This window comes from Streptomyces roseolilacinus, from assembly GCF_014649335.1.
Taxonomy (GTDB): domain Bacteria; phylum Actinomycetota; class Actinomycetes; order Streptomycetales; family Streptomycetaceae; genus Streptomyces; species Streptomyces roseolilacinus.
In genome coordinates, this window is the sequence record NZ_BMSV01000006.1 from 114,516 (window position 1) to 131,866 (window position 17,351).

Annotated in this window: 15 protein-coding genes; 6 read left to right on the top strand and 9 right to left on the bottom strand. The window is 75.0% G+C overall.

The genetic code is table 11. The features are described from left to right. Positions 1-105 precede the first annotated feature (105 nt). The 5 genes from IE106_RS15735 (at position 106) to IE106_RS15755 (ending at position 6,179) form a co-directional block, all read left to right on the top strand. Positions 106-819: a hypothetical protein gene (locus tag IE106_RS15735; protein WP_189534355.1), complete on the top strand. Its 714-nt coding sequence runs from the start codon at positions 106-108 to the stop codon at positions 817-819. Between the two features lie 96 nt (positions 820-915). Further along, a complete protein-coding gene (locus IE106_RS15740; RefSeq protein ID WP_189534357.1) occupies positions 916-1,533 on the top strand; it encodes a PadR family transcriptional regulator in 618 nt (205 codons plus the stop codon). A 331-nt stretch (positions 1,534-1,864) separates the two neighbouring features. Further along, positions 1,865-2,668 (top strand): ABC transporter ATP-binding protein, encoded by an 804-nt coding sequence (locus IE106_RS15745; protein WP_373295947.1) that lies wholly within the window; start codon positions 1,865-1,867, stop codon positions 2,666-2,668. Then, positions 2,665-5,538, top strand: a complete 2,874-nt coding sequence (locus tag IE106_RS15750; RefSeq protein WP_189534359.1) for an FtsX-like permease family protein — start codon at positions 2,665-2,667, stop codon at positions 5,536-5,538. Before IE106_RS15745 ends, IE106_RS15750 begins: the two co-directional genes overlap by 4 nt. A 95-nt stretch (positions 5,539-5,633) precedes the next feature. Next, entirely contained in the window at positions 5,634-6,179 is a 546-nt protein-coding gene (locus IE106_RS15755; protein ID WP_189534361.1) for a bacterial proteasome activator family protein, read from the top strand. 86 nt (positions 6,180-6,265) lie between these two features. On the opposite strand, the gene IE106_RS15760 is transcribed toward IE106_RS15755, so the two are convergent. The 7 genes from IE106_RS15760 to pdhA all read right to left on the bottom strand — a co-directional run bounded on the left by IE106_RS15760 (position 6,266) and on the right by pdhA (position 14,204). Then, positions 6,266-7,258, bottom strand: coding sequence for an NAD(P)H-quinone oxidoreductase (locus IE106_RS15760; RefSeq protein WP_189534363.1), 993 nt, complete (start codon positions 7,256-7,258; stop codon positions 6,266-6,268). Positions 7,259-7,268: 10 nt separating this feature from the next. Then, positions 7,269-8,393, bottom strand: coding sequence for a potassium channel family protein (locus tag IE106_RS15765; protein ID WP_189534365.1), 1,125 nt, complete (start codon positions 8,391-8,393; stop codon positions 7,269-7,271). Further along, positions 8,390-9,739 (bottom strand): molybdopterin molybdotransferase MoeA, encoded by a 1,350-nt coding sequence (locus tag IE106_RS15770; protein ID WP_189534367.1) that lies wholly within the window; start codon positions 9,737-9,739, stop codon positions 8,390-8,392. Before IE106_RS15770 ends, IE106_RS15765 begins: the two co-directional genes overlap by 4 nt. After that, complete coding sequence (locus IE106_RS15775) at positions 9,736-10,578, bottom strand: NTP transferase domain-containing protein (protein WP_189534369.1); 843 nt, start codon at positions 10,576-10,578, stop codon at positions 9,736-9,738. The genes IE106_RS15770 and IE106_RS15775 overlap by 4 nt, the downstream gene beginning before the upstream one ends. 94 nt (positions 10,579-10,672) lie before the next feature. Then, the gene (locus IE106_RS15780) at positions 10,673-12,049 is read right to left on the bottom strand and encodes a dihydrolipoamide acetyltransferase family protein (protein WP_189534372.1); all 1,377 of its coding nucleotides are present in this window, start codon (positions 12,047-12,049) and stop codon (positions 10,673-10,675) included. Next, positions 12,049-13,065, bottom strand: coding sequence for an alpha-ketoacid dehydrogenase subunit beta (locus tag IE106_RS15785; protein WP_189534373.1), 1,017 nt, complete (start codon positions 13,063-13,065; stop codon positions 12,049-12,051). Before IE106_RS15785 ends, IE106_RS15780 begins: the two co-directional genes overlap by 1 nt. After that, positions 13,062-14,204: a pyruvate dehydrogenase (acetyl-transferring) E1 component subunit alpha gene (pdhA, locus tag IE106_RS15790; RefSeq protein ID WP_189534375.1), complete on the bottom strand. Its 1,143-nt coding sequence runs from the start codon at positions 14,202-14,204 to the stop codon at positions 13,062-13,064. Before pdhA ends, IE106_RS15785 begins: the two co-directional genes overlap by 4 nt. A 181-nt stretch (positions 14,205-14,385) precedes the next feature. Between pdhA and IE106_RS15795 the strand changes: the two genes are divergently transcribed. Then, positions 14,386-14,913: an Lrp/AsnC family transcriptional regulator gene (locus IE106_RS15795; RefSeq protein ID WP_373295948.1), complete on the top strand. Its 528-nt coding sequence runs from the start codon at positions 14,386-14,388 to the stop codon at positions 14,911-14,913. Positions 14,914-15,094: 181 nt separating this feature from the next. Here IE106_RS15795 and IE106_RS15800 read toward each other — a convergent pair whose 3' ends face one another. Further along, complete coding sequence (locus tag IE106_RS15800; RefSeq protein ID WP_189534377.1) at positions 15,095-15,688, bottom strand: TetR/AcrR family transcriptional regulator; 594 nt, start codon at positions 15,686-15,688, stop codon at positions 15,095-15,097. After that, positions 15,685-17,235, bottom strand: coding sequence for a 3-hydroxyacyl-CoA dehydrogenase (locus IE106_RS15805; protein WP_189534379.1), 1,551 nt, complete (start codon positions 17,233-17,235; stop codon positions 15,685-15,687). Before IE106_RS15805 ends, IE106_RS15800 begins: the two co-directional genes overlap by 4 nt. Positions 17,236-17,351 lie beyond the last annotated feature (116 nt).

The following is a 17,351-nucleotide window of genomic DNA, read 5'->3' on the forward strand; positions in this document are numbered from 1 at the left end:
CGCCCGCGCGCACTGGGCCATTCGGCCGTTTCGGGAGGCCCCGCCACGACGCCGTGTGTGATCGTGGGCGGGAACGAGCAACGCCGCGCGAAAGGGAGTCGCCCGATGACTCCACGTCCTCACACCGGATGGGCGGTCGCGCTGGGCTCCCTCCTCCTGTGCGCCGCGGGCGGGCTGACCCCCGTCGCCCACGCGGACGGCGGCGCGTCGCCACCGCGGGCGAGCGCGACGGACGGGCCGACCGGGCCGACCTCCCCCGGCCCCGCCACGGGGACGGCTCCGGGGCCCACCGCTCCCGGCCCGGGTGACCCGCCCGGCCCGGGGACCCCCACGCCGCCGGACACCCCGCCCGGCTCCACGCCGGGCTCGCCGCCCGGCTCCACGCCCCCCGTCCCCGGCGGCGGCCCCGGGGCGGACCCCTCGGTCCGGCCGAGCACCGGCGGCCCGTGGCCCTCGCTGGCCGGGCGGCCCGCCGGGGCCGGGCTGCAGCGCCCCGGCCGGACCAGGCCCCCCTCGCCGAGCCCCTCCGCCTCCCCGTCCCCCTCCGCCTCGCCGGCCGCCGACCCCGCACGTACCAGGACGGCAACGGACCACGGCCACCACGACGGCTGGGACCCGGTGCCCGAAGCCCTACCGGAGGAGGACTCCCCCGCCGCCGTGCCGCCGCACGACAGCCCCTCCGCCGCCGCCTGGGAGCCGCACGGCCAGGCCGCCGAAACCGGCGTCGACCGGCGCGTTCCCGTCCTGACGCTGGGCGTGGGACTCACCTTGATGGGCCTGGGACTCGGCTTCATCGGGATCCGCGTCCGCCGCGCCTGACCGCCCCGCCCACCGCCGTGTCCCTCCCGAGGGGGACGCGGGCCCTCCGTCCCGAGACGGTTGTGCGGGTCGGCATACTCGGTATACATACTGAGTATGTCGATCCGTCACGGGCTCCTCGCCCTCCTCGAACGCGGCCCGCGCTACGGCTCCCAGCTCCGTACGGAGTTCGAGTCCCGTACCGGCTCCACCTGGCCGCTCAACGTCGGCCAGGTCTACACGACCCTCAGCCGGCTGGAACGGGACGGCATGGTCGCCCAGGACGGCGAGGACGGGGCGGGCCACCCGCTCTACGTCATCACCGACGCGGGGCGCGCGGAGCTGCGCACCTGGTTCGAGCGGCCCGTCGACCGCACCAGCCCCGCCCGCGACGAGCTGGCCATCAAGCTCGCCATGGCGGTCGGGGCGCCGGGCGTGGACGTCCGCGCGGTCATCCAGGCCCAGCGCCACCACACGGTCAAGGCGATGCAGGACTACACGCGCCTCAAGGTGCAGGCGGTGAGCGCCCTGGAGGGCGGCGCGCAGCGGCGCGACGACGTGGCCTGGCTCCTCGTCCTGGAGCAGCTGATCTTCCAGACGGAGGCCGAGGCGCGCTGGCTGGACCACTGCGAGGCCCGGCTGATCCGCCTGTCGGCCACCGCGGCCCCGCAGGACCCGCCGCCGCCCGAGGTCCCGGCGCCGCCGCCCGCCGCACGCGCCGCCCGGCGCCGCTGACCACCGCCGGCGGGGTCCGGGTCCACCACCGGGCCACGACGGCCCACCACCGGCCCTCCGGCGGCCTTCCGACGACCTTCTCCCACTGCCTTCCCACGGCCCACCACCGGACGACCGACGCTCCACCGGACGACCGGACGCTCCACCGGGCCGCCGGCGCTCCACCACCGGGCCGCCGGCGGACCGCCGTCCGGCCGCCCCGGCCGGACACCGCCGCGGGGGCGACCGCCGACCGCTCCCGCGGCCGCACCGACCACCCGAGAACCGAACGACCGCTCCGTGCGCGCGGGCCCACCGCGTCCCCGCGCACGCCCAAGGGGGGAACCCTGCCATGTCATCACCGACACCACAGCCGTCCCAGCAGCCCCGTCCGCCCCGTCCCTCCGCCGAGGGGCCCTCCGCCGCGGACCGCAGGCCCGTGCTGCGGCTCCAGCAGCTGACCCGCGTCCACGGCACCGGCGCCACCGAGGTGCACGCCCTGCGCGGCGTCGACCTCGACGTGTACCCCGGCGAGCTGGTCGCCGTCATGGGCCCCTCCGGCTCCGGCAAGTCCACGCTCCTCACCATCGCCGGCGGCCTGGACACCCCCACCTCCGGGCGGGTCGTCGTCGAGGACACCGACATCACGACCGCCGACCGCAGGACCCTCGCCGCACTGCGCCGCCGCAGCATCGGCTACGTCTTCCAGGACTACAACCTCATCCCGGCCCTCACCGCCGCCGAGAACGTCGCCCTGCCGCGCGAGCTGGACGGCGTGTCCGCCCGCAAGGCACGCACAGAGGCCGTCGCCGCGCTGGAGGAGATGGGCCTCGGCCACCTCGCCGACCGCTTCCCCGACGAGATGTCCGGTGGCCAGCAGCAGCGCGTCGCCATCGCCCGCGCCCTGGTCGGCGACCGCCGCCTGGTCCTGGCCGACGAGCCGACCGGCGCCCTCGACTCCGAGACCGGCGAGTCCGTCCTCGCCCTGCTGCGCTCCCGCTGCGACGCGGGCGCCGCCGGGGTGCTCGTCACCCACGAGCCCCGGTTCGCCGCGTGGGCCGACCGGGTCGTGTTCCTCCGGGACGGCGCGGTCGTCGACCAGACCGTGCGCACCGGCGCCGAGTCCCTGCTCTCGGGCCAGGCGGGCGAGCGGTGAACGGCTGGTTCCACTCCTGGCGCGCCGCGGTGCGGATAGCCCGCCGCGACGCCTGGCGCTCCAAGGGGCGCAGCTTCCTCGTCCTCGCCATGATCGCGTTGCCCATCGTCGGCGTGAGCGCCGCCGACCTGACGCTGCGCAGTGCCGAGCTGTCCCCGCAGGAGCGCGCGACGCGCCTCCTGGGCGCCGCCGACGCCCGCGTCTCCGACCCCGGGTACGGCGGTGTGGCCGTCCAGCAGTCACCGGACGGCCAGAGGACCGCCCCGGCCGACGAGAAGTACGACTCCCAGCCGGTGCCCGAGGGCCGCACCGACGTGGGGAAGGCGCTCCCCGCCGGGGCCACCCTCCTGAAGGACACCATCGGCCACGGGAAGCTCCGCACCGTCCACGGCCTGCTCCACACCGAGGTGCGCGAGCTGAAGGCCGCCGACCCCCTGGCCCGGGGGATCCTGACGCCACTGGACGGCCGCTTCCCGCAGCGCCCCGACGAGGTCGCCGCCTCCTCCCGCTTCCTCGCGGAGAGCGGCCTGGAGATCGGCGGCACGCTCACCGCCCGCGGGCTGGAGCGCGAGTACCGGATCGTCGGCTCGTACGAGGTCCCCGACGACCTGGAGGCGCTCCAGGTCAACGCCCTCCCGGGGGCGTTCCTGGAACCGCTCCGCAAGGGCCTCGAAGCGTCCGGCCTGGCCGTGCCCGACATCTCCACCGAGCACCTGGTGAAGCTCCCGGCGGGCGGCGGGCACGGTTTCACGTGGAACATGGTCCAGGAGGTCAACGCCAAGGGCGTGATCGCCGTCTCGCGGGCGGTCCTCGTCGACCCGCCCGCCGACGCCGACGTGCCGCTGTACCAGCGCGAGGGCCACTCTCCGTTCGGCCAGGGCCTGGGCTCCGACAAGGCGGCGCTGGTCGCCGTGGCCACCGTCGTCGGCCTCGCCATGCTGGAGATCTGCCTGCTGGCCGGCCCGGCGTTCGCGGTGGGAGCCCGCCGCTCGCGCCGCCAGCTCGGGCTCGTCGGCGCCAACGGCGGCGACCGCCGCCACATCCGCTCCATCGTCCTGGCGGGCGGCCTGGTGATCGGCTTCGTCGCGGCGGTCGCGGGCACGGCCCTCGGGCTGGTCCTCACCTTCGCGCTCCAGCCCGTCCTGGAGCAGGCCTTCGGCCAGCGGTTCGGCGCCTTCGACGTGCGTCCGCTGGAGCTGCTGGGCATCGGCGCGCTGGCCGTGCTGACCGGTCTGCTCGCCGCCGTCGTGCCCGCCGTCACCTCGTCCCGCGAGACGGTGCTGGCGTCGCTGACCGGCCGCCGCGGGGTGCGCAGGAGCAACCGCGTCCTGCCCGCCGTCGGCCTGGTCGCCGCCCTGCTGGGCGCCGCGATCGCCCTGTACGGATCGGTGTTCTCCGACCAGTTCGTGATCGTCGCGGGCGGCAGCGCCCTCGCGGAGCTGGGCGTCGTCGCGATGACCCCCGCCCTGGTGGGTCTGTTCGGCCGGGTCGGCCGCTGGCTGCCGCTGTCGCCGCGCCTGGCGCTGCGGGACTCCGTCCGCAACCGGGGCCGTACGGCGCCCGCCGTGGCCGCGGTCCTGGCCGCCGTCGCCGGTACGGTCGCGGTCGCCACGTACGCCACCAGCCAGGACGCCCAGCAGCGCGCCGAGTACACGGCCCAGCTGCCGCACGGCGCGGTCTCCGTCTTCCTCACCGAGGACGGCGGCCGGGACGTGCCGGCCGTCCGCGAGGCCGTGCAGCGGCACGTGCCCGTCGACGTGCGGGCCGACGTCGCGCGCCTCGCGGTCGGCAAGTCCTCCTGCGGTCCCTTCTCGTCGGACGAGGGCTGCGGCCGGACCGAGCTCGTCATCCCGAAGGCCAACGAGTGCCCGCTGTGGGCGGACACGGGGACCGACGAGGACCCGGCGGAGCGGTTCTCCAAGGAGGAGCGCCGCAAGCTGGCCGACGACTGGCGCTGCCGGTCCGAGGACGGCGGCTACGTCCCGACGAACGACGGCCTGCTCGTCGCCGACGCGACCCTGCTGAAGGTGCTCGGGATCGACGACCCCGCCGTGGAGCGGGCGCTCGCCGAGGGCCGGATCGTCTCCCTCCAGAAGAGGCACGTCGACGCGACCGGCAAGGTCTCCCTGCGGGTGATCGCCGACGCGAAGGCGGCCGACGAGGCCGCCGAGCGGAACGAGGAGGTCCCCGGCGTACTGAAGGCCTTCCCGGCGTACCAGGTCCCGGACGGCACCCCCTCGTACGGCATCGCCGGCCTGCTCAGCCCGGCCGCCGCCGAGGCGGCCGGCCTCGGGACGGCGCCGCTGGGCTCGTACTACAGCACCGACCACCTGCCGAGCAGCGAGCAGCGGCAGCGCCTCGACGCCGATCTCGCCAAGATCGGCAGTGAGATCCAGTTCCACATCGAGACGGGCTTCACCAGCGAGAACAGCATCGTGCTCCTCGCCCTGACCGTCTTCGCCGGTCTGATCACGATCGGTGCGGCCGGCATCGCCACCGGCCTGGCCCAGGCCGACGCCGAGGCGGACCTGAAGACCCTCGCCGCGGTCGGGGCGCCGCCGCGGGTGCGCCGCACCCTCAGCGGCTTCCAGTGCGGGGTGGTCGCCGTGATGGGCGTCCTGCTCGGCACGGTCGCGGGCGTGCTCCCCGCGATCGGACTGCGGCTGACCGAGCGCCGCCAGAAGGAGCAGATGTACCAGGAGGGCCGCGACGCCGGCTGGACAGGGGTCGCCGACCTGCCGCACGTACCGATCGTCATCCCGTGGGAGACGTTCGGGGCGTTGCTGATCGCCGTGCCGTTGGGCGCGGCGCTGCTCGCCGCGCTGCTCACCCGGTCCCGTGCCGCGGTGGCCCGGCGCGCGGCGGCCTAGCGAGGTCGCACCGGTTCGCGCCCCCGCGCGAGGGTGGATCATCCGTGCGCGGGGGCACACCGTGGGGTGACGCATCTGTACGAGAGAATGGCGGCATGGAGATGCCGAGGAATGAACGGTCGCAGGAGACCCCGCAGGTCCTCATCGTCGGGCAGGACGGTATGGCCCTCGGCGGCGGCGAGAATGACGACGAGTCGCGCGAGATCCCGGTGACGGAGATGGTCGAGCAGCCCGCCAAGGTGATGCGGATCGGCAGCATGATCAAGCAGCTGCTGGAGGAGGTGCGCGCGGCACCTCTCGACGAGGCCAGCCGCGTCCGACTGAAGGAGATCCACCACAGCTCGGTGAAGGAGCTGGAGGAGGGGCTGGCGCCGGAACTCGTCGAGGAACTGGAGCGGTTGTCCCTCCCGTTCACCAACGAGACGATCCCGTCCGAGGCGGAGCTGCGCATCGCCCAGGCCCAGTTGGTCGGGTGGCTGGAGGGCCTCTTCCACGGCATCCAGACGGCGCTGTTCGCCCAGCAGATGGCGGCCCGCGCCCAACTGGAGCAGATGCGCCGGGCCCTTCCCCCGGGCATGGTCTCGCAGGACGACGACGAGCAGGGGCGCGGCCGCGCCCGGACGGGCGGCCCGTACCTCTAGCCCGTACGGCGGCGAACGGCGAACGGCCCGGCACACGGAGTGTGTGCCGGGCCGTTCCGCTCGGTGCGGCGCCTCCTGAGCGGCCGTCAGGCCGCCGGGTCCGTGGTCAGCAGCACCTTGCCGACGTGGCTGCTGTCCTCCAGCACCCGGTGGGCCTCCCCGGCCTTCTCCATGGGGAACGTACGGTGCACCACGGGGCGGACCGTGCCCGCCTCGATCAGCGGCCACACGTGCTCCCGTACGGCGGCGACGATGGCCGTCTTCTCCTCCAGCGGCCGCTGCCGCAGCGAGGTCGCCGTCACGGCGGCCCGCTTGCCGAGCAGCGTGCCCAGGTTCAACTCGCCCTTGACGCCGCCCTGCAGGCCGATGACGGCGAGCCGGCCGTTCACCGCCAGCGCCTTGACGTTCGGCTCCAGGTACTTGGCGCCCATGATGTCGAGGATGACGTCCGCGCCCGCGCCGTCCGTCGCCCGGCGCAGCTCGTCGACGAAGTCCTGTTCGCGGTAGTCGATCAGGATGTCCGCGCCGAGTTCGGCGCACCGCGCCAGCTTCTCCGGGCCGCCCGCGGTCACCGCGACCCGGGCGCCGACCGCCTTGCCCAGCTGGATCGCCATCGTCCCGATGCCGCTGGCGCCGCCGTGCACCAGCAGGGTCTCGCCGGGCCGCAGGTGGGCCACCATGAAGACGTTCGACCAGACGGTCGCGGTGACCTCCGGCAGCGCCGCCGCCGTCACCAGGTCGAGGCCCTTCGGCACCGGCAGCAGCTGGCCGGCCGGGACGGCGACCTTCTCGGCGTACCCGCCGCCCGCGAGCAGCGCGCACACCTCGTCGCCGACGGACCAGTCGGCGGAGACGCCGGTGCCCAGCGCGGCGATGCGGCCCGAGCACTCGAGGCCGGGGTACGGGGACGCGCCCGGCGGGGGGTCGTAGAAGCCCCGCCGCTGGAGGAGGTCGGCGCGGTTGACGGCTCCTGCCGCCACGTCGACGAGGACCTCGCCCTCGCCGGGTACGGGATCGGGCACCTCGGCCCAGACGAGCGCCTCGGGGCCACCGGGTTCGGGAATCGTGATCGCACGCATGGCCGCGAGGCTACTCCGCCGACATGCCCGTCGAGGAGCCGTTCCACGCCGCGCCCTTCAGGGGGTTCGCCGTGCCGCCGGTGCCCTTCGACCGTTTGATGGCGATGACCCGGTCGGTCAGCTGGAGCGGGCTGGCCTCGGGGTCGTCGTAGCCGATCAGCCGGTGACCGCGCAGCACGCTCACCACCAGGTCCTCGGTGTCCCGGACGCTCCGGCCCGCCTCCGCCTTGGTCACCGGCCGTTCCACGATGTCGAGGCCGGTGCCCTGGTGGATCAGGTCCTCCAGCACCGTGCCCGCGGTGGGGCTCAGCACGGACAGGCCGAGCAGCCGTCCCGCGGCGCTGGCACTGGTGATGACGGCGTCCGCCCCGGACTGGCGCAGCAGGGGGGCGTTCTCCTCCTCGCGCACCGCGGCGATGATCTTCACGCCCCTGTTGAGCTGGCGCGCCGTGAGGGTGACGAGGACGGCGGTGTCGTCCCGCTGGGTGGCGACGATGATCTGGCGGGCCCTCTGGGCTTCGGCGCGGAGCAGCACGTCACTGCGGGTGCCGTCGCCGACGACGCCGGTCAGCCCCTCCGCGTTGACCATCTCGATCACCTTGCTGCTCGGGTCGACCACCACGACCTGCTGCTTCTTCAGCCCCGTGGCCATCAGGGTCTCCAGCGCGGAGCGGCCCTTCGTACCGAAACCGACGACGACGGTGTGGTCTCGCAAGGCCAACCTCCAACGCTTCTGGCGCCACTCCTCGCGGGTGCGCTCGGCGAGCACCTCCAGGGTGGTGCCGACCAGGATGATCAGGAACAGGACGCGCAATGGGGTCACGACGACCACGTTGACCAGTCGGGCGGTGTCGCTGGCCGGGACGATGTCGCCGTACCCGGTGGTCGAGAGCGTCACCGTCGCGTAGTAGACGGTGTCGAGCAGGCTGACGTGCCCGTCGACGTTGTCCTTGTACCCGCTGCGGTCGGCTATGACGATGAGCACCGTCAGGAGCATGACGAACAGGGCGAGGGCCAGCCGCTGGCCGACCTGCCTCAGCGGGTGCTCGACGATCGGCCTCGGCAGGCTGATGCGACCGGTGGCCAGCTGGTCCTCTTCGTGGCTGGCGCGGGCTTCCCTACCGTGGTGTTTCACGTGAAACACCCGCCTTGGGCCGGGGCCGGGACGGGCGCCGCGGTGGACGCCGTCCACGGCAGGTCGAGGATCTCCAGTTCGTCGCCGGGGCGGGCCCCGCCGGGCGGGACGGCGGCCAGCCCGTCGGCGGCGGCGAGCCCCCGCAGCATGGCGGGGCCCGCGTAGTGCAGGGGCACGGCCCATCCGGCGCGGTGGACGACGGGCACGAGGCGGGTGTCGTGGGGATGGCCGTGCACCCCGTCGCGCACCGGCGCCCGGCACGGCTCGGGGGCGCGGCGCCCGGCGAGGCCGCGCAGCAGCGGCTCGGCGAGGGTGAGCAGTCCGGAGACGGCCGCCAGCGGGTTGCCGGGCAGTCCGACCAGGTACCGGGACGCGGTGAGGCGGGCCAGCAGCATGGGGTGCCCCGGCCGTACCCGCACGCCGTCGACGAGGAGCTCGGCGCCCAGGGTGCGCAGGACGGGGTGGACGTGGTCGACCGGTCCGGCGGCGGTGCCCCCGGTGGTGACGACGAGGTCGGCGTCGGTGCCGGCGACGGCCTCGTACAGCGCGTCGGCGTCGTCCCCGACCCGCCGCACGGCCGGGACCTCGGCGCCCAGGGCGCGCAGCCAGGGCCCGAGCATGGGGCCGAGTGCGTCCCGGATGAGCCCGTCGTGCGGGACGCCCGAGGTGAGCAGTTCGTCACCGAGGACGAGGACCTCGACACGGGGCGGCTCGACGGTGGCCAGCTCGTCGTACCCGGCGGCGGACGCCAGGCCGAGCACGGCCGGGGTGACGACCGTGGCGGCGGGCAGGAGCTCGTCGCCCGTGCGGCACTCCTGGCCGCGCGGGCGGATGTCCTGGCCGGGCACCACCTCGTGCCGCGCGTGCAGGTGGCCGCCGCTCGGCGCCGTACCGGGGCGGTCGCCGCGGCCGGGTTCGGCGCGGGCGTGCTCGGAGCGGATGACGGCGGTGGTGTCGGCGGGGACGCGGGCGCCCGTCGCGATGCGCACCGCGACGCCGTCGGGCAGTGCCGGGGTCGGGCCGTGGCCGGCGAGGACCGAGTCCCCCGCGCGGATCTCCCACGGGCCGGGTCCGGCGACCGCCCAGCCGTCCATGGCGGAGGTGTCGAACGACGGCAGGTCGGTGAGGGCGGTCAGCGGCTCGGCGAGGATCCGCCCGAGCGCCGCGCCCAGGGGTGCGCGGCGGACCCGTGGGGTCGCGCCGCCGCCGGCCCGGGCGGCGAGGGCGCGCGCCTGGGGCCAGGACGTGTCGCGGTGCCCCGGCGGGCGGGGCTCGGCGAGGCGGGCCGGTGCCCTGCCGACCAGGGCGAGGGCTTCGTCGACGCCGTCGAAGTCCGGCTCGTTCATCCCGCTTCGGCCTCGTTCGCCCAGCGGTCGGCGAGTGCGGCCGCCTTGCGGGTCGCCTCCGCCACGGCCTGCGGGCCGCCGCCCTCCGCCGTGGCCGCCGCGTACCCCACGAGGAACGTGGTGAGCGGCGCGGCGGGCCGGGCGACGCCGTGGGCGGCGTCGCGGGCCAGGTCGAGCAGCAGGTTGATGTCGACGTCGAGTTCGATGCCGAGCTCGGCCTTGACCGCGGTGATCCATTCGTCCAGCACGTTCCCATGCTCCCTGATGCGGGCCCGGGCCGCGGCGAGGTCCTCCCAAGTGTCGCAGTCGAAGGACGCGAGCGGTCGGGCGGGGACCCGGGCGAGGTCCAGTTCCTGCGTCAGCAGACGCAGGGGCAACCCGGAGAGGGGGCCGTGCTCGGTGGCGAGGAGCGCGATCTCGCGGCGCAGCGGCTCGGTGCGGTAGGCGGCGACGAGTGGTTGGTCGCGGCCGTCCGCGTCGACGGAGAGGACGGCTTCCGCGGTCGACGCGGCGAGCGTGTCGACCAGGTGCCGGACGGCCGCGCGGTCCAGGAACGGCAGGTCGCCGCCGAGGACGACGACCGTGTCGGCGTCGACGTCGCGCACCCCGGCGGCCAGCGCGGCGACGGGGCCGCCTCCCGGCGGCTCCTCCCGCGCCCAGACGACGGGCCGGGCGGTCGGTCGGCGACCGCCGACCACCACGGCCCGTCCGGCGTCACGGCAGGCGTGCAGCACCCGGTCGAGCAGGGTGCGCCCACCGACGCTCAGGCCGGGTTTGTCCGCGCCACCGAGTCGCCTCGCGGCGCCTCCTGCCAGCACGACGGCGTCAAATCGGGTCACGCGCCCAGTATGGTCGCCGCCGCGGCGGAGCGGACAGTGCCCCGGCCTCCCCGGCGGGGCCCCGGCCCTGGGGGAGGGGGCCGGGACCCCCGCTCTACAGGGTGCGCAGCAGCACCGAGGGGTGCTCCACGCAGTCGGCGACGTACCGCAGGAACCCGCCCGCCGTACCGCCGTCGCAGACCCGGTGGTCGAACGTGAGGGACAGCTGGACGACCTGGCGGACCGCCAGCTCCCCGTCGTGGACCCACGGCTTGGGGATGATCCGGCCGACGCCGAGCATGGCCGCCTCGGGGTGGTTGACGATCGGCGTGGAGCCGTCGACGCCGAACACGCCGTAGTTGTTCAGCGTGAACGTGCCGCCCGTCAGGTCGGCCGGGGACAGCGAGCCGGTGCGCGCCATCTCGGTGAGGCGGGCGAACTCCGCCGTGAGGTCCTCGGCCGAGCGGGTGTGCGCGTCGCGGACGACGGGCACGACCAGACCGCGGTCGGTCTGGGCCGCGAAGCCCAGGTGCACCTCGGGCAGCCGGACGATCTCGCGGGCCGCGAGGTCGACGCGGGAGTTCAGCTCCGGGTGGCGGGCGAGCCCGGCCGTGCAGATCCGGGCCAGCAGCGCCAGCAGGGAGATCTTCGGGCCCCCGGCGGCGTTCATGGCGGCCCGGGCCGCCATGAGCTCCGTCGCGTCGGCGTCGACCCAGCAGGTGGCGTCGGGGATCTCCTGGCGGCTGCGGGTCAGCTTGTCGGCGACGGCGCCGCGCACCCCGCGCAGCGGCACCCGCTCGGCGACGGCCGCTCCCGCCGCCGCGCCGCCGGCCGGCACGGAACGCGCCGGTGCGGTGTCCGCCAGGGCCGGCGCCGCGGCCGGGGCCCGTTCGACGTCGGCCCGCAGGATCAGTCCGTCCGGGCCGGAGCCGCGCAGCTGCCGCAGGTCGATGCCGCGCTCCCGGGCGAGCTTCCGCACGAGCGGCGAGATCACCGGGACCGGGCCCTCCGCGGGCGCGGCGGGCACCGGCGCGGGGGAGGGGGCGGGCGCGGTGGTCCGGGGCACGGAGGCGGCGATCGGCGCCGCCGGGCGGACGCGCCGCCTGCGGGCGGCCGCCGCGCTCGTGCCGTAGCCGACCAGCACGTTCCCCGAGCCCTCGTCGGCGGGCCGGGCGGAGCCGTCGGACGCGCCCGCCGACGGGGCCGTGCCCGGCCGCCCGGCGGCGGAGCCGGCCGGCGCCTCCGCGGCGCCGACGGCGACGGTCAGCAGCGGGGCGCCGACCGGCAGTTCCTCGCCCTCCTCGCCGAAGCGGGCGGTGACGACACCGCCGTACGGGCAGGGCACCTCCACCATCGCCTTGGCCGTCTCGACCTCCACGACCGGCTGGTCGATGGCGACGACGTCCCCGACCGAGACGAGCCACCGCACGATCTCCGCCTCGGTGAGGCCCTCACCGAGGTCCGGCAGCTTGAACTCCAGCACCTGGGCCATCAGCTCCCCGCCTCCCACTGGAGCCGGGCGACCGCGTCCAGGACCCGGTCGACACCCGGCAGATGGTGTCGCTCCAGCATCGGCGGCGGGTACGGGATGTCGAACCCGGCCACCCGCAGCACCGGTGCCTCCAGGTGGTGGAAGCACCGCTCGGTGACCCGTGCGGCGATCTCCGCACCCGGTCCGGCGAAGCCGGTGGACTCGTGCACGACGATCGCGCGGCCCGTGCGCCGTACCGACGCGCAGACGGTCTCGTCGTCGAACGGCACCAGCGAGCGCAGGTCCACGACCTCCAGGTCCCAGCCCTCCGCCTGCGCCGCCTCGGCCGCCTCCAGGCAGACCGGCACGGACGGGCCGTACGTGATCAGCGTGGCGCTGCGGCCGCTGCGGCGCACCACGGCACGGCCGATCGGCTCCACCGCGGCCGGGGCGTCGGGCGACCAGTCGGACTTGGACCAGTACAGCCGCTTCGGCTCCAGGAAGACGACCGGGTCGTCGGAGGCGATGGCGGCGCGGAGCAGGCCGTACGCGTCGGCGACCGTCGCGGGGGTGACGACGTGGAGGCCCGGGGTCGCCATGTAGTAGACCTCGGACGAGTCGCTGTGGTGCTCGACACCGCCGATCCCGCCGCCGTACGGGATGCGGACGACCAGCGGCATCGGCATCGCGCCGCGCGTGCGGTTCCGCATCCGGGAGACGTGGCTGACCAGTTGCTCGAAGGCCGGGTAGGCGAACGCGTCGAACTGCATCTCGACGACCGGCCGCAGCCCGTACATCGCCATGCCGACGGCCGTGCCGAGGATGCCGGCCTCGGCGAGCGGCGTGTCGGTGCACCGGTCCTCGCCGAACTCCTTGGCGAGCCCGTCGGTGACGCGGAAGACACCGCCCAGCGTGCCGACGTCCTCGCCCATGACGTGCACGGTCGGGTCCTCGGCCATCGCGTCGCGCATGGCCCGCTGGAGGGCCTGTGCCATGGTGGCGGGCTTGGCCGCCTGCCTGGCTGCCACGGTGGTCATCGGTGGTCACCTTCCGCTTCGGCGTCCAGCTCGGCCCGCAGCTGCGCGGCCTGCTCCCTGAGCTGCGCGGTCTGCTCCGCGTAGACGTGGGCGAACAGGTCCATCGGGTCGAGCTCGGCGTCGGCGTTCATCCGCTCGCGCAGCCGCGCGGCCATCTCCTCGGCCTGCTCGGCGGCCTCGCGGACGCCGTCCTCGTCGAGGAGGCCACGCTCCGTCAGGTCCCGCTCCAGGAGCTTGATCGGGTCGTGCTGCCGCCACGCCTCGACCTCGGCGTCCCCGCGGTACCGGGTCGCGTCGTCGGCGTTGGTGTGGGCCTCGACCCGGTACGTCACGGCCTCGACGAGGGTGGGTCCGCCGCCGCGCCGGGCGCGGGCCACCGCCTCGGAGAGCACCTGGTGGACGGCCGCCGCGTCGTTCCCGTCGACGAGCCGGCCCGGCATGCCGTAGCCGACGGCCTTGTGGGCGAGCGAGGGGGCCGCGGTCTGCTTGGCGAGCGGCACGGAGATCGCGAAGCCGTTGTTCTGCACGAGGAAGACGACGGGGGCCTGCCAGACGGCGGCGAAGTTCAGGGCCTCGTGGAAGTCGCCCTCACTGGTGCCGCCGTCGCCGACCATGGCCAGCGCCACGACGTCGTCGCCCTTGAGGCGGGCGGCGTGGGCCAGGCCCACGGCGTGCGGGAGCTGCGTGGCGAGCGGGGTGCTCAGGGGGGCGATGCGGTGCTCGCGCGGGTCGTACCCGGTGTGCCAGTCGCCCCGCAGCAGCGTCAGCGCCTCGACGGGGTCCAGTCCGCGCGCCACGGCGGCCAGGGTGTCCCGGTACGACGGGAACAGCCAGTCCCGCTCCTCCAGGACGAGCGCGGCGGCCACCTCGCAGGCCTCCTGCCCCGTGCTGGACGGGTACACGGCCAGCCGGCCCTGCTTGGTGAGCGCGGTCGCCTGCGTGTTGTACCGGCGGCCGCGCACCAGCTCGGCGTAGAGCCGGCGCAGCACGGCGGGAGCGAAGTCGGCAGCGGCGTCCGTGCCCAGCACCCGGTACGGCTCGGGGTCCGGGAGCAGCGGCGCGGGATCCGTGCGCGGCTTCCACGCCGGCGGCGGAGTGGGCCGGTAAGAGGCCGCACCAGGCAGCTCTTGGACCGTCATGACAGCACCTCCTCGTGGGAGTGGGCATAAGACCCGGGGGCGGCGCGAGTGTGGCGCGCCTCACCTACCGATTGTTCGGTCGTGGAGCCATTTTGGCTACAGGCACCCCAACCCTGTGGACAAACGGTTTTGCACAGCCTGGGATGGGGGCAGGTCGTCCACGAGAGAGAGGCGGGGGGACATGGAAGCTGAACAAATGGCCGACGAGTGGGAGCAGGTGCCGCAGGGCGACGACCGCATCGCGCCACCGCGCCCGCTCGACGCCATCGACCGCGACATCCTGCGGATCCTCCAGACGGACGGCCGGGCGTCGATACGGTCGGTGGCCGAGCGGGTCCACGTGTCGCGGGCGAACGCGTACGCGCGGATCAACCGGCTCATCGACGACGGGGTGATCCGCGGCTTCAGCGCGCGCGTCGACCACGAGCGGGCGGGCCAGGGGGCGTCCGCGTACATCACGCTCAAGATCGTGCAGAACTCGTGGCGTACGGTCCGCGAGCAGCTCCAGGCGCTGCCGGGCGCGGCGCACATCGCCCTGGTCAGCGGGGACTTCGACGTGCTGCTGCTGGTGCACACGCCGGACAACCGCAGCCTGCGGGAGCTGGTCCTGACCAGGATCCAGGCGATCCCGGAGGTGCTGTCCACGCGCACGCTGCTGGTGTTCGAGGAGACGGACCTCGACCGCAGGCTCACGGCCGACGGGGTGTAGGGGCGCGGGACCCGGCCGCCGGGGGCGGAGAGCCGGCCGCCGGAGACGGCGAGGCCGGCCATCGGAGGGCGGAGGACGGAGGGCCGGCCGGGGACGGCGAGGCCGGCCGCCGAGGGCCGGGGCTCCTGGCCCGAGGGCCCCGGGGGCGGCCCGTGCGGGGGTCCCGGGTCCGGGGAGGGGCTCAGCGGCTGGTGCGCAGGCCCTCGAAGGCCAGGTGGACCACCGTGTCCGCCACCTGCCGGCGGTCGGCCCCGTCCCCGGGCTGCGGGCGGTACCACTCCACGAGTGAGTTGACCATGCCGAACAGCAGCCTGGTCGCGACCTTTATGTCCACGTCGGGGCGCAGGTCCCCGTCCGCCGCGGCCGCCTTCATCAGCTCGGCGATGCGGTGGTCGAACTCGCGGCGCCGCTCCAGGGCCCAGCGCTCGGTCCGCGTGTTGCCGCGCACCCGCAGCAGCAGCGTCACGTACGGAAGCTCGTCGACCAGCACCTCGACCGTGCGCCGGGTGACGTACTCGACCCGCTCGACGGCCCGGCCGCGGATGGCGGGCCCCTCGTCGAGCACGGCGAACAGCCCGTCCAGGGCGCGGCTGACCGCCCGCCGCAGCAGTTCCTCCTTGCCCGCGACGTGGTGGTAGATGGAGGACTTGGAGATCCCGGCCGCCTTGGAGAGGTGCTCCATGGACGTGCCGTCGTAGCCGCGCTCGTTGAAGACCCGGACGGCGACCGAGAGCAGCGTCTCGGGCGTGTAGGTGTCGCGCCTGGCGGTGGTCATCGCCCGGCCTCCCCCTTGTCGTCGGCGTAGGAGTGGCGGTAGAGCGCCAGGGAGGGCGCGTAGCGCCCCGAGGGGTCGCGCTGGTGGAGCTCCTCCAGGATGCCGTACGCCCAGTTCCTGCCGAGCCTGCGGCTCCACTCGATGGGCCCCAGCGGGTAGTTGACGCCGAGTCGCATCGCGGTGTCCACGTCCTCCTCGGTGGCGACGCCCTTGGCGACCGCCTCGTGCGCGAGGTCGATCAGCCGCGCCACGGTCCGGGCGACGATCATGCCCGGCACGTCGCCGATGACGCTGACCTTCTTGCCGAGGGCCTGGAAGAGGCCGATCGCCTGGCCCAGGGTCTCCTGGGTCGTGTCCGGGCCGGCGGCGAGCGCGATGCGGGTCGCCTTGCGGTAGTCGAGGGCGAGGTCGAAGTAGACGACGTCGCGGAACTCGACGGAGGTCTGGCCGTCGGCCGGCGCCAGCTGGCCGCCGCTGGGCAGCTCCAGGCGCGTGCCCCGGTCCTCGTCCTCCTCGCGGAGGGGGATCCCGGCCTCGCGGATCATGTCGAGCAGCACCCCGAAGGGCGCCAGGTCGCCCTCGACGACGACGTGCGCGGGCGGGTCGGCCGGATCGGCGGTGTGCGGCTCGGGGCTGTGGGCGCCCTGGTCGTCGTACGCGTACCAGCCGCGGCCGGTCTTGCGGCCGAGCATCCCGGCCTCGACGAGGCGCCGCTGGGCGAGCGAGGGGCGGAACCGGGGGTCCTGGAAGAACGCCTCCCAGACCGAGGTGGTCACCGCCTCGTTGACGTCCTGGCCGATGAGGTCGGTCAGCTCGAAGGCGCCCATGCGGAAGCCGCCGGACTCGCGCAGGACGGCGTCGATGGTGGCCGGGTCGGCGCCCTGCTCCTCGTACACCGCGAACGCCTCGGCGTAGAAGGGGCGGGCGATGCGGTTGACGAGGAAGCCCGGGGTGTCGGCGCAGGCGACCGGGGTCTTGCCCCAGGCGCGGGCCGTCTCGTACGCGCGCGTGGCGGACGCGATGTCCGTCGCGAAGCCGCTGACGACCTCGACGAGCGGCAGCAGCGGCGCCGGGTTGAAGAAGTGCATGCCGACGAAACGGCCGGGGAGGCGCAGCGCCCCGCCGATGGCGGTGACGGAGAGCGAGGAGGTGTTGGTGGCGAGGAGGCAGTCGTCGTCGACGATCTTCTCCAGGGCCGTGAAGAGCTCCTGCTTGACCGTGAGGCGCTCCACGATCGCCTCGACGACGAGCGCGGCGTCGGCCAGCTCGTCGAGGGCGGCGGCCGGGTGGAGGCGTGCGGCGGCCGCGTCCCGCTCCTGCGGGGTGAGACGGCCCTTGGCGACCAGCCGGTCCAGCCGCCCGAGGACGGCCTCGACGGCCTGCTCGGCGCGGCCTGGCGCGGCGTCGTGGAGGCGTACGGGATGGCCGGCGACGAGCGCGACCTGCGCGATCCCCTGGCCCATGGTCCCGGCCCCGACGACGGCGACGGTCCGGTCGCGTTCGACGGCGGTCCCGGCGGCCCGTGCGGTGGCCTCTGTGTCGGTCATGTCAGTGATCCTCCCCGATGCGTTCTCCACAGGTTCGAGAGACCCCCTTGTCCCGACCGATCGTTCGGTTACTCTAGCTCTGTCCGCCTGTTCCTGCCCAGCTCATCGAGGAGTTG

Bases quoted from the DNA above. Each gene is read 5' to 3' on its own strand.
- IE106_RS15735 (WP_189534355.1), top strand. From the start codon at position 106: ATGACTCCACGTCCTCACACCGGATGGGCGGTCGCGCTGGGCTCCCTC.
- IE106_RS15740 (WP_189534357.1), top strand. From the start codon at position 916: ATGTCGATCCGTCACGGGCTCCTCGCCCTCCTCGAACGCGGCCCGCGC.
- IE106_RS15745 (WP_373295947.1), top strand. From the start codon at position 1,865: ATGTCATCACCGACACCACAGCCGTCCCAGCAGCCCCGTCCGCCCCGT.
- IE106_RS15755 (WP_189534361.1), top strand. From the start codon at position 5,634: ATGGAGATGCCGAGGAATGAACGGTCGCAGGAGACCCCGCAGGTCCTC.
- IE106_RS15760 (WP_189534363.1), bottom strand. From the start codon at position 7,258: ATGCGTGCGATCACGATTCCCGAACCCGGTGGCCCCGAGGCGCTCGTC.
- IE106_RS15770 (WP_189534367.1), bottom strand. From the start codon at position 9,739: ATGAACGAGCCGGACTTCGACGGCGTCGACGAAGCCCTCGCCCTGGTC.
- IE106_RS15780 (WP_189534372.1), bottom strand. From the start codon at position 12,049: ATGGCCCAGGTGCTGGAGTTCAAGCTGCCGGACCTCGGTGAGGGCCTC.
- IE106_RS15785 (WP_189534373.1), bottom strand. From the start codon at position 13,065: ATGACCACCGTGGCAGCCAGGCAGGCGGCCAAGCCCGCCACCATGGCA.
- pdhA (WP_189534375.1), bottom strand. From the start codon at position 14,204: ATGACGGTCCAAGAGCTGCCTGGTGCGGCCTCTTACCGGCCCACTCCG.
- IE106_RS15795 (WP_373295948.1), top strand. From the start codon at position 14,386: ATGGAAGCTGAACAAATGGCCGACGAGTGGGAGCAGGTGCCGCAGGGC.
- IE106_RS15800 (WP_189534377.1), bottom strand. From the start codon at position 15,688: ATGACCACCGCCAGGCGCGACACCTACACGCCCGAGACGCTGCTCTCG.
- IE106_RS15805 (WP_189534379.1), bottom strand. From the start codon at position 17,235: ATGACCGACACAGAGGCCACCGCACGGGCCGCCGGGACCGCCGTCGAA.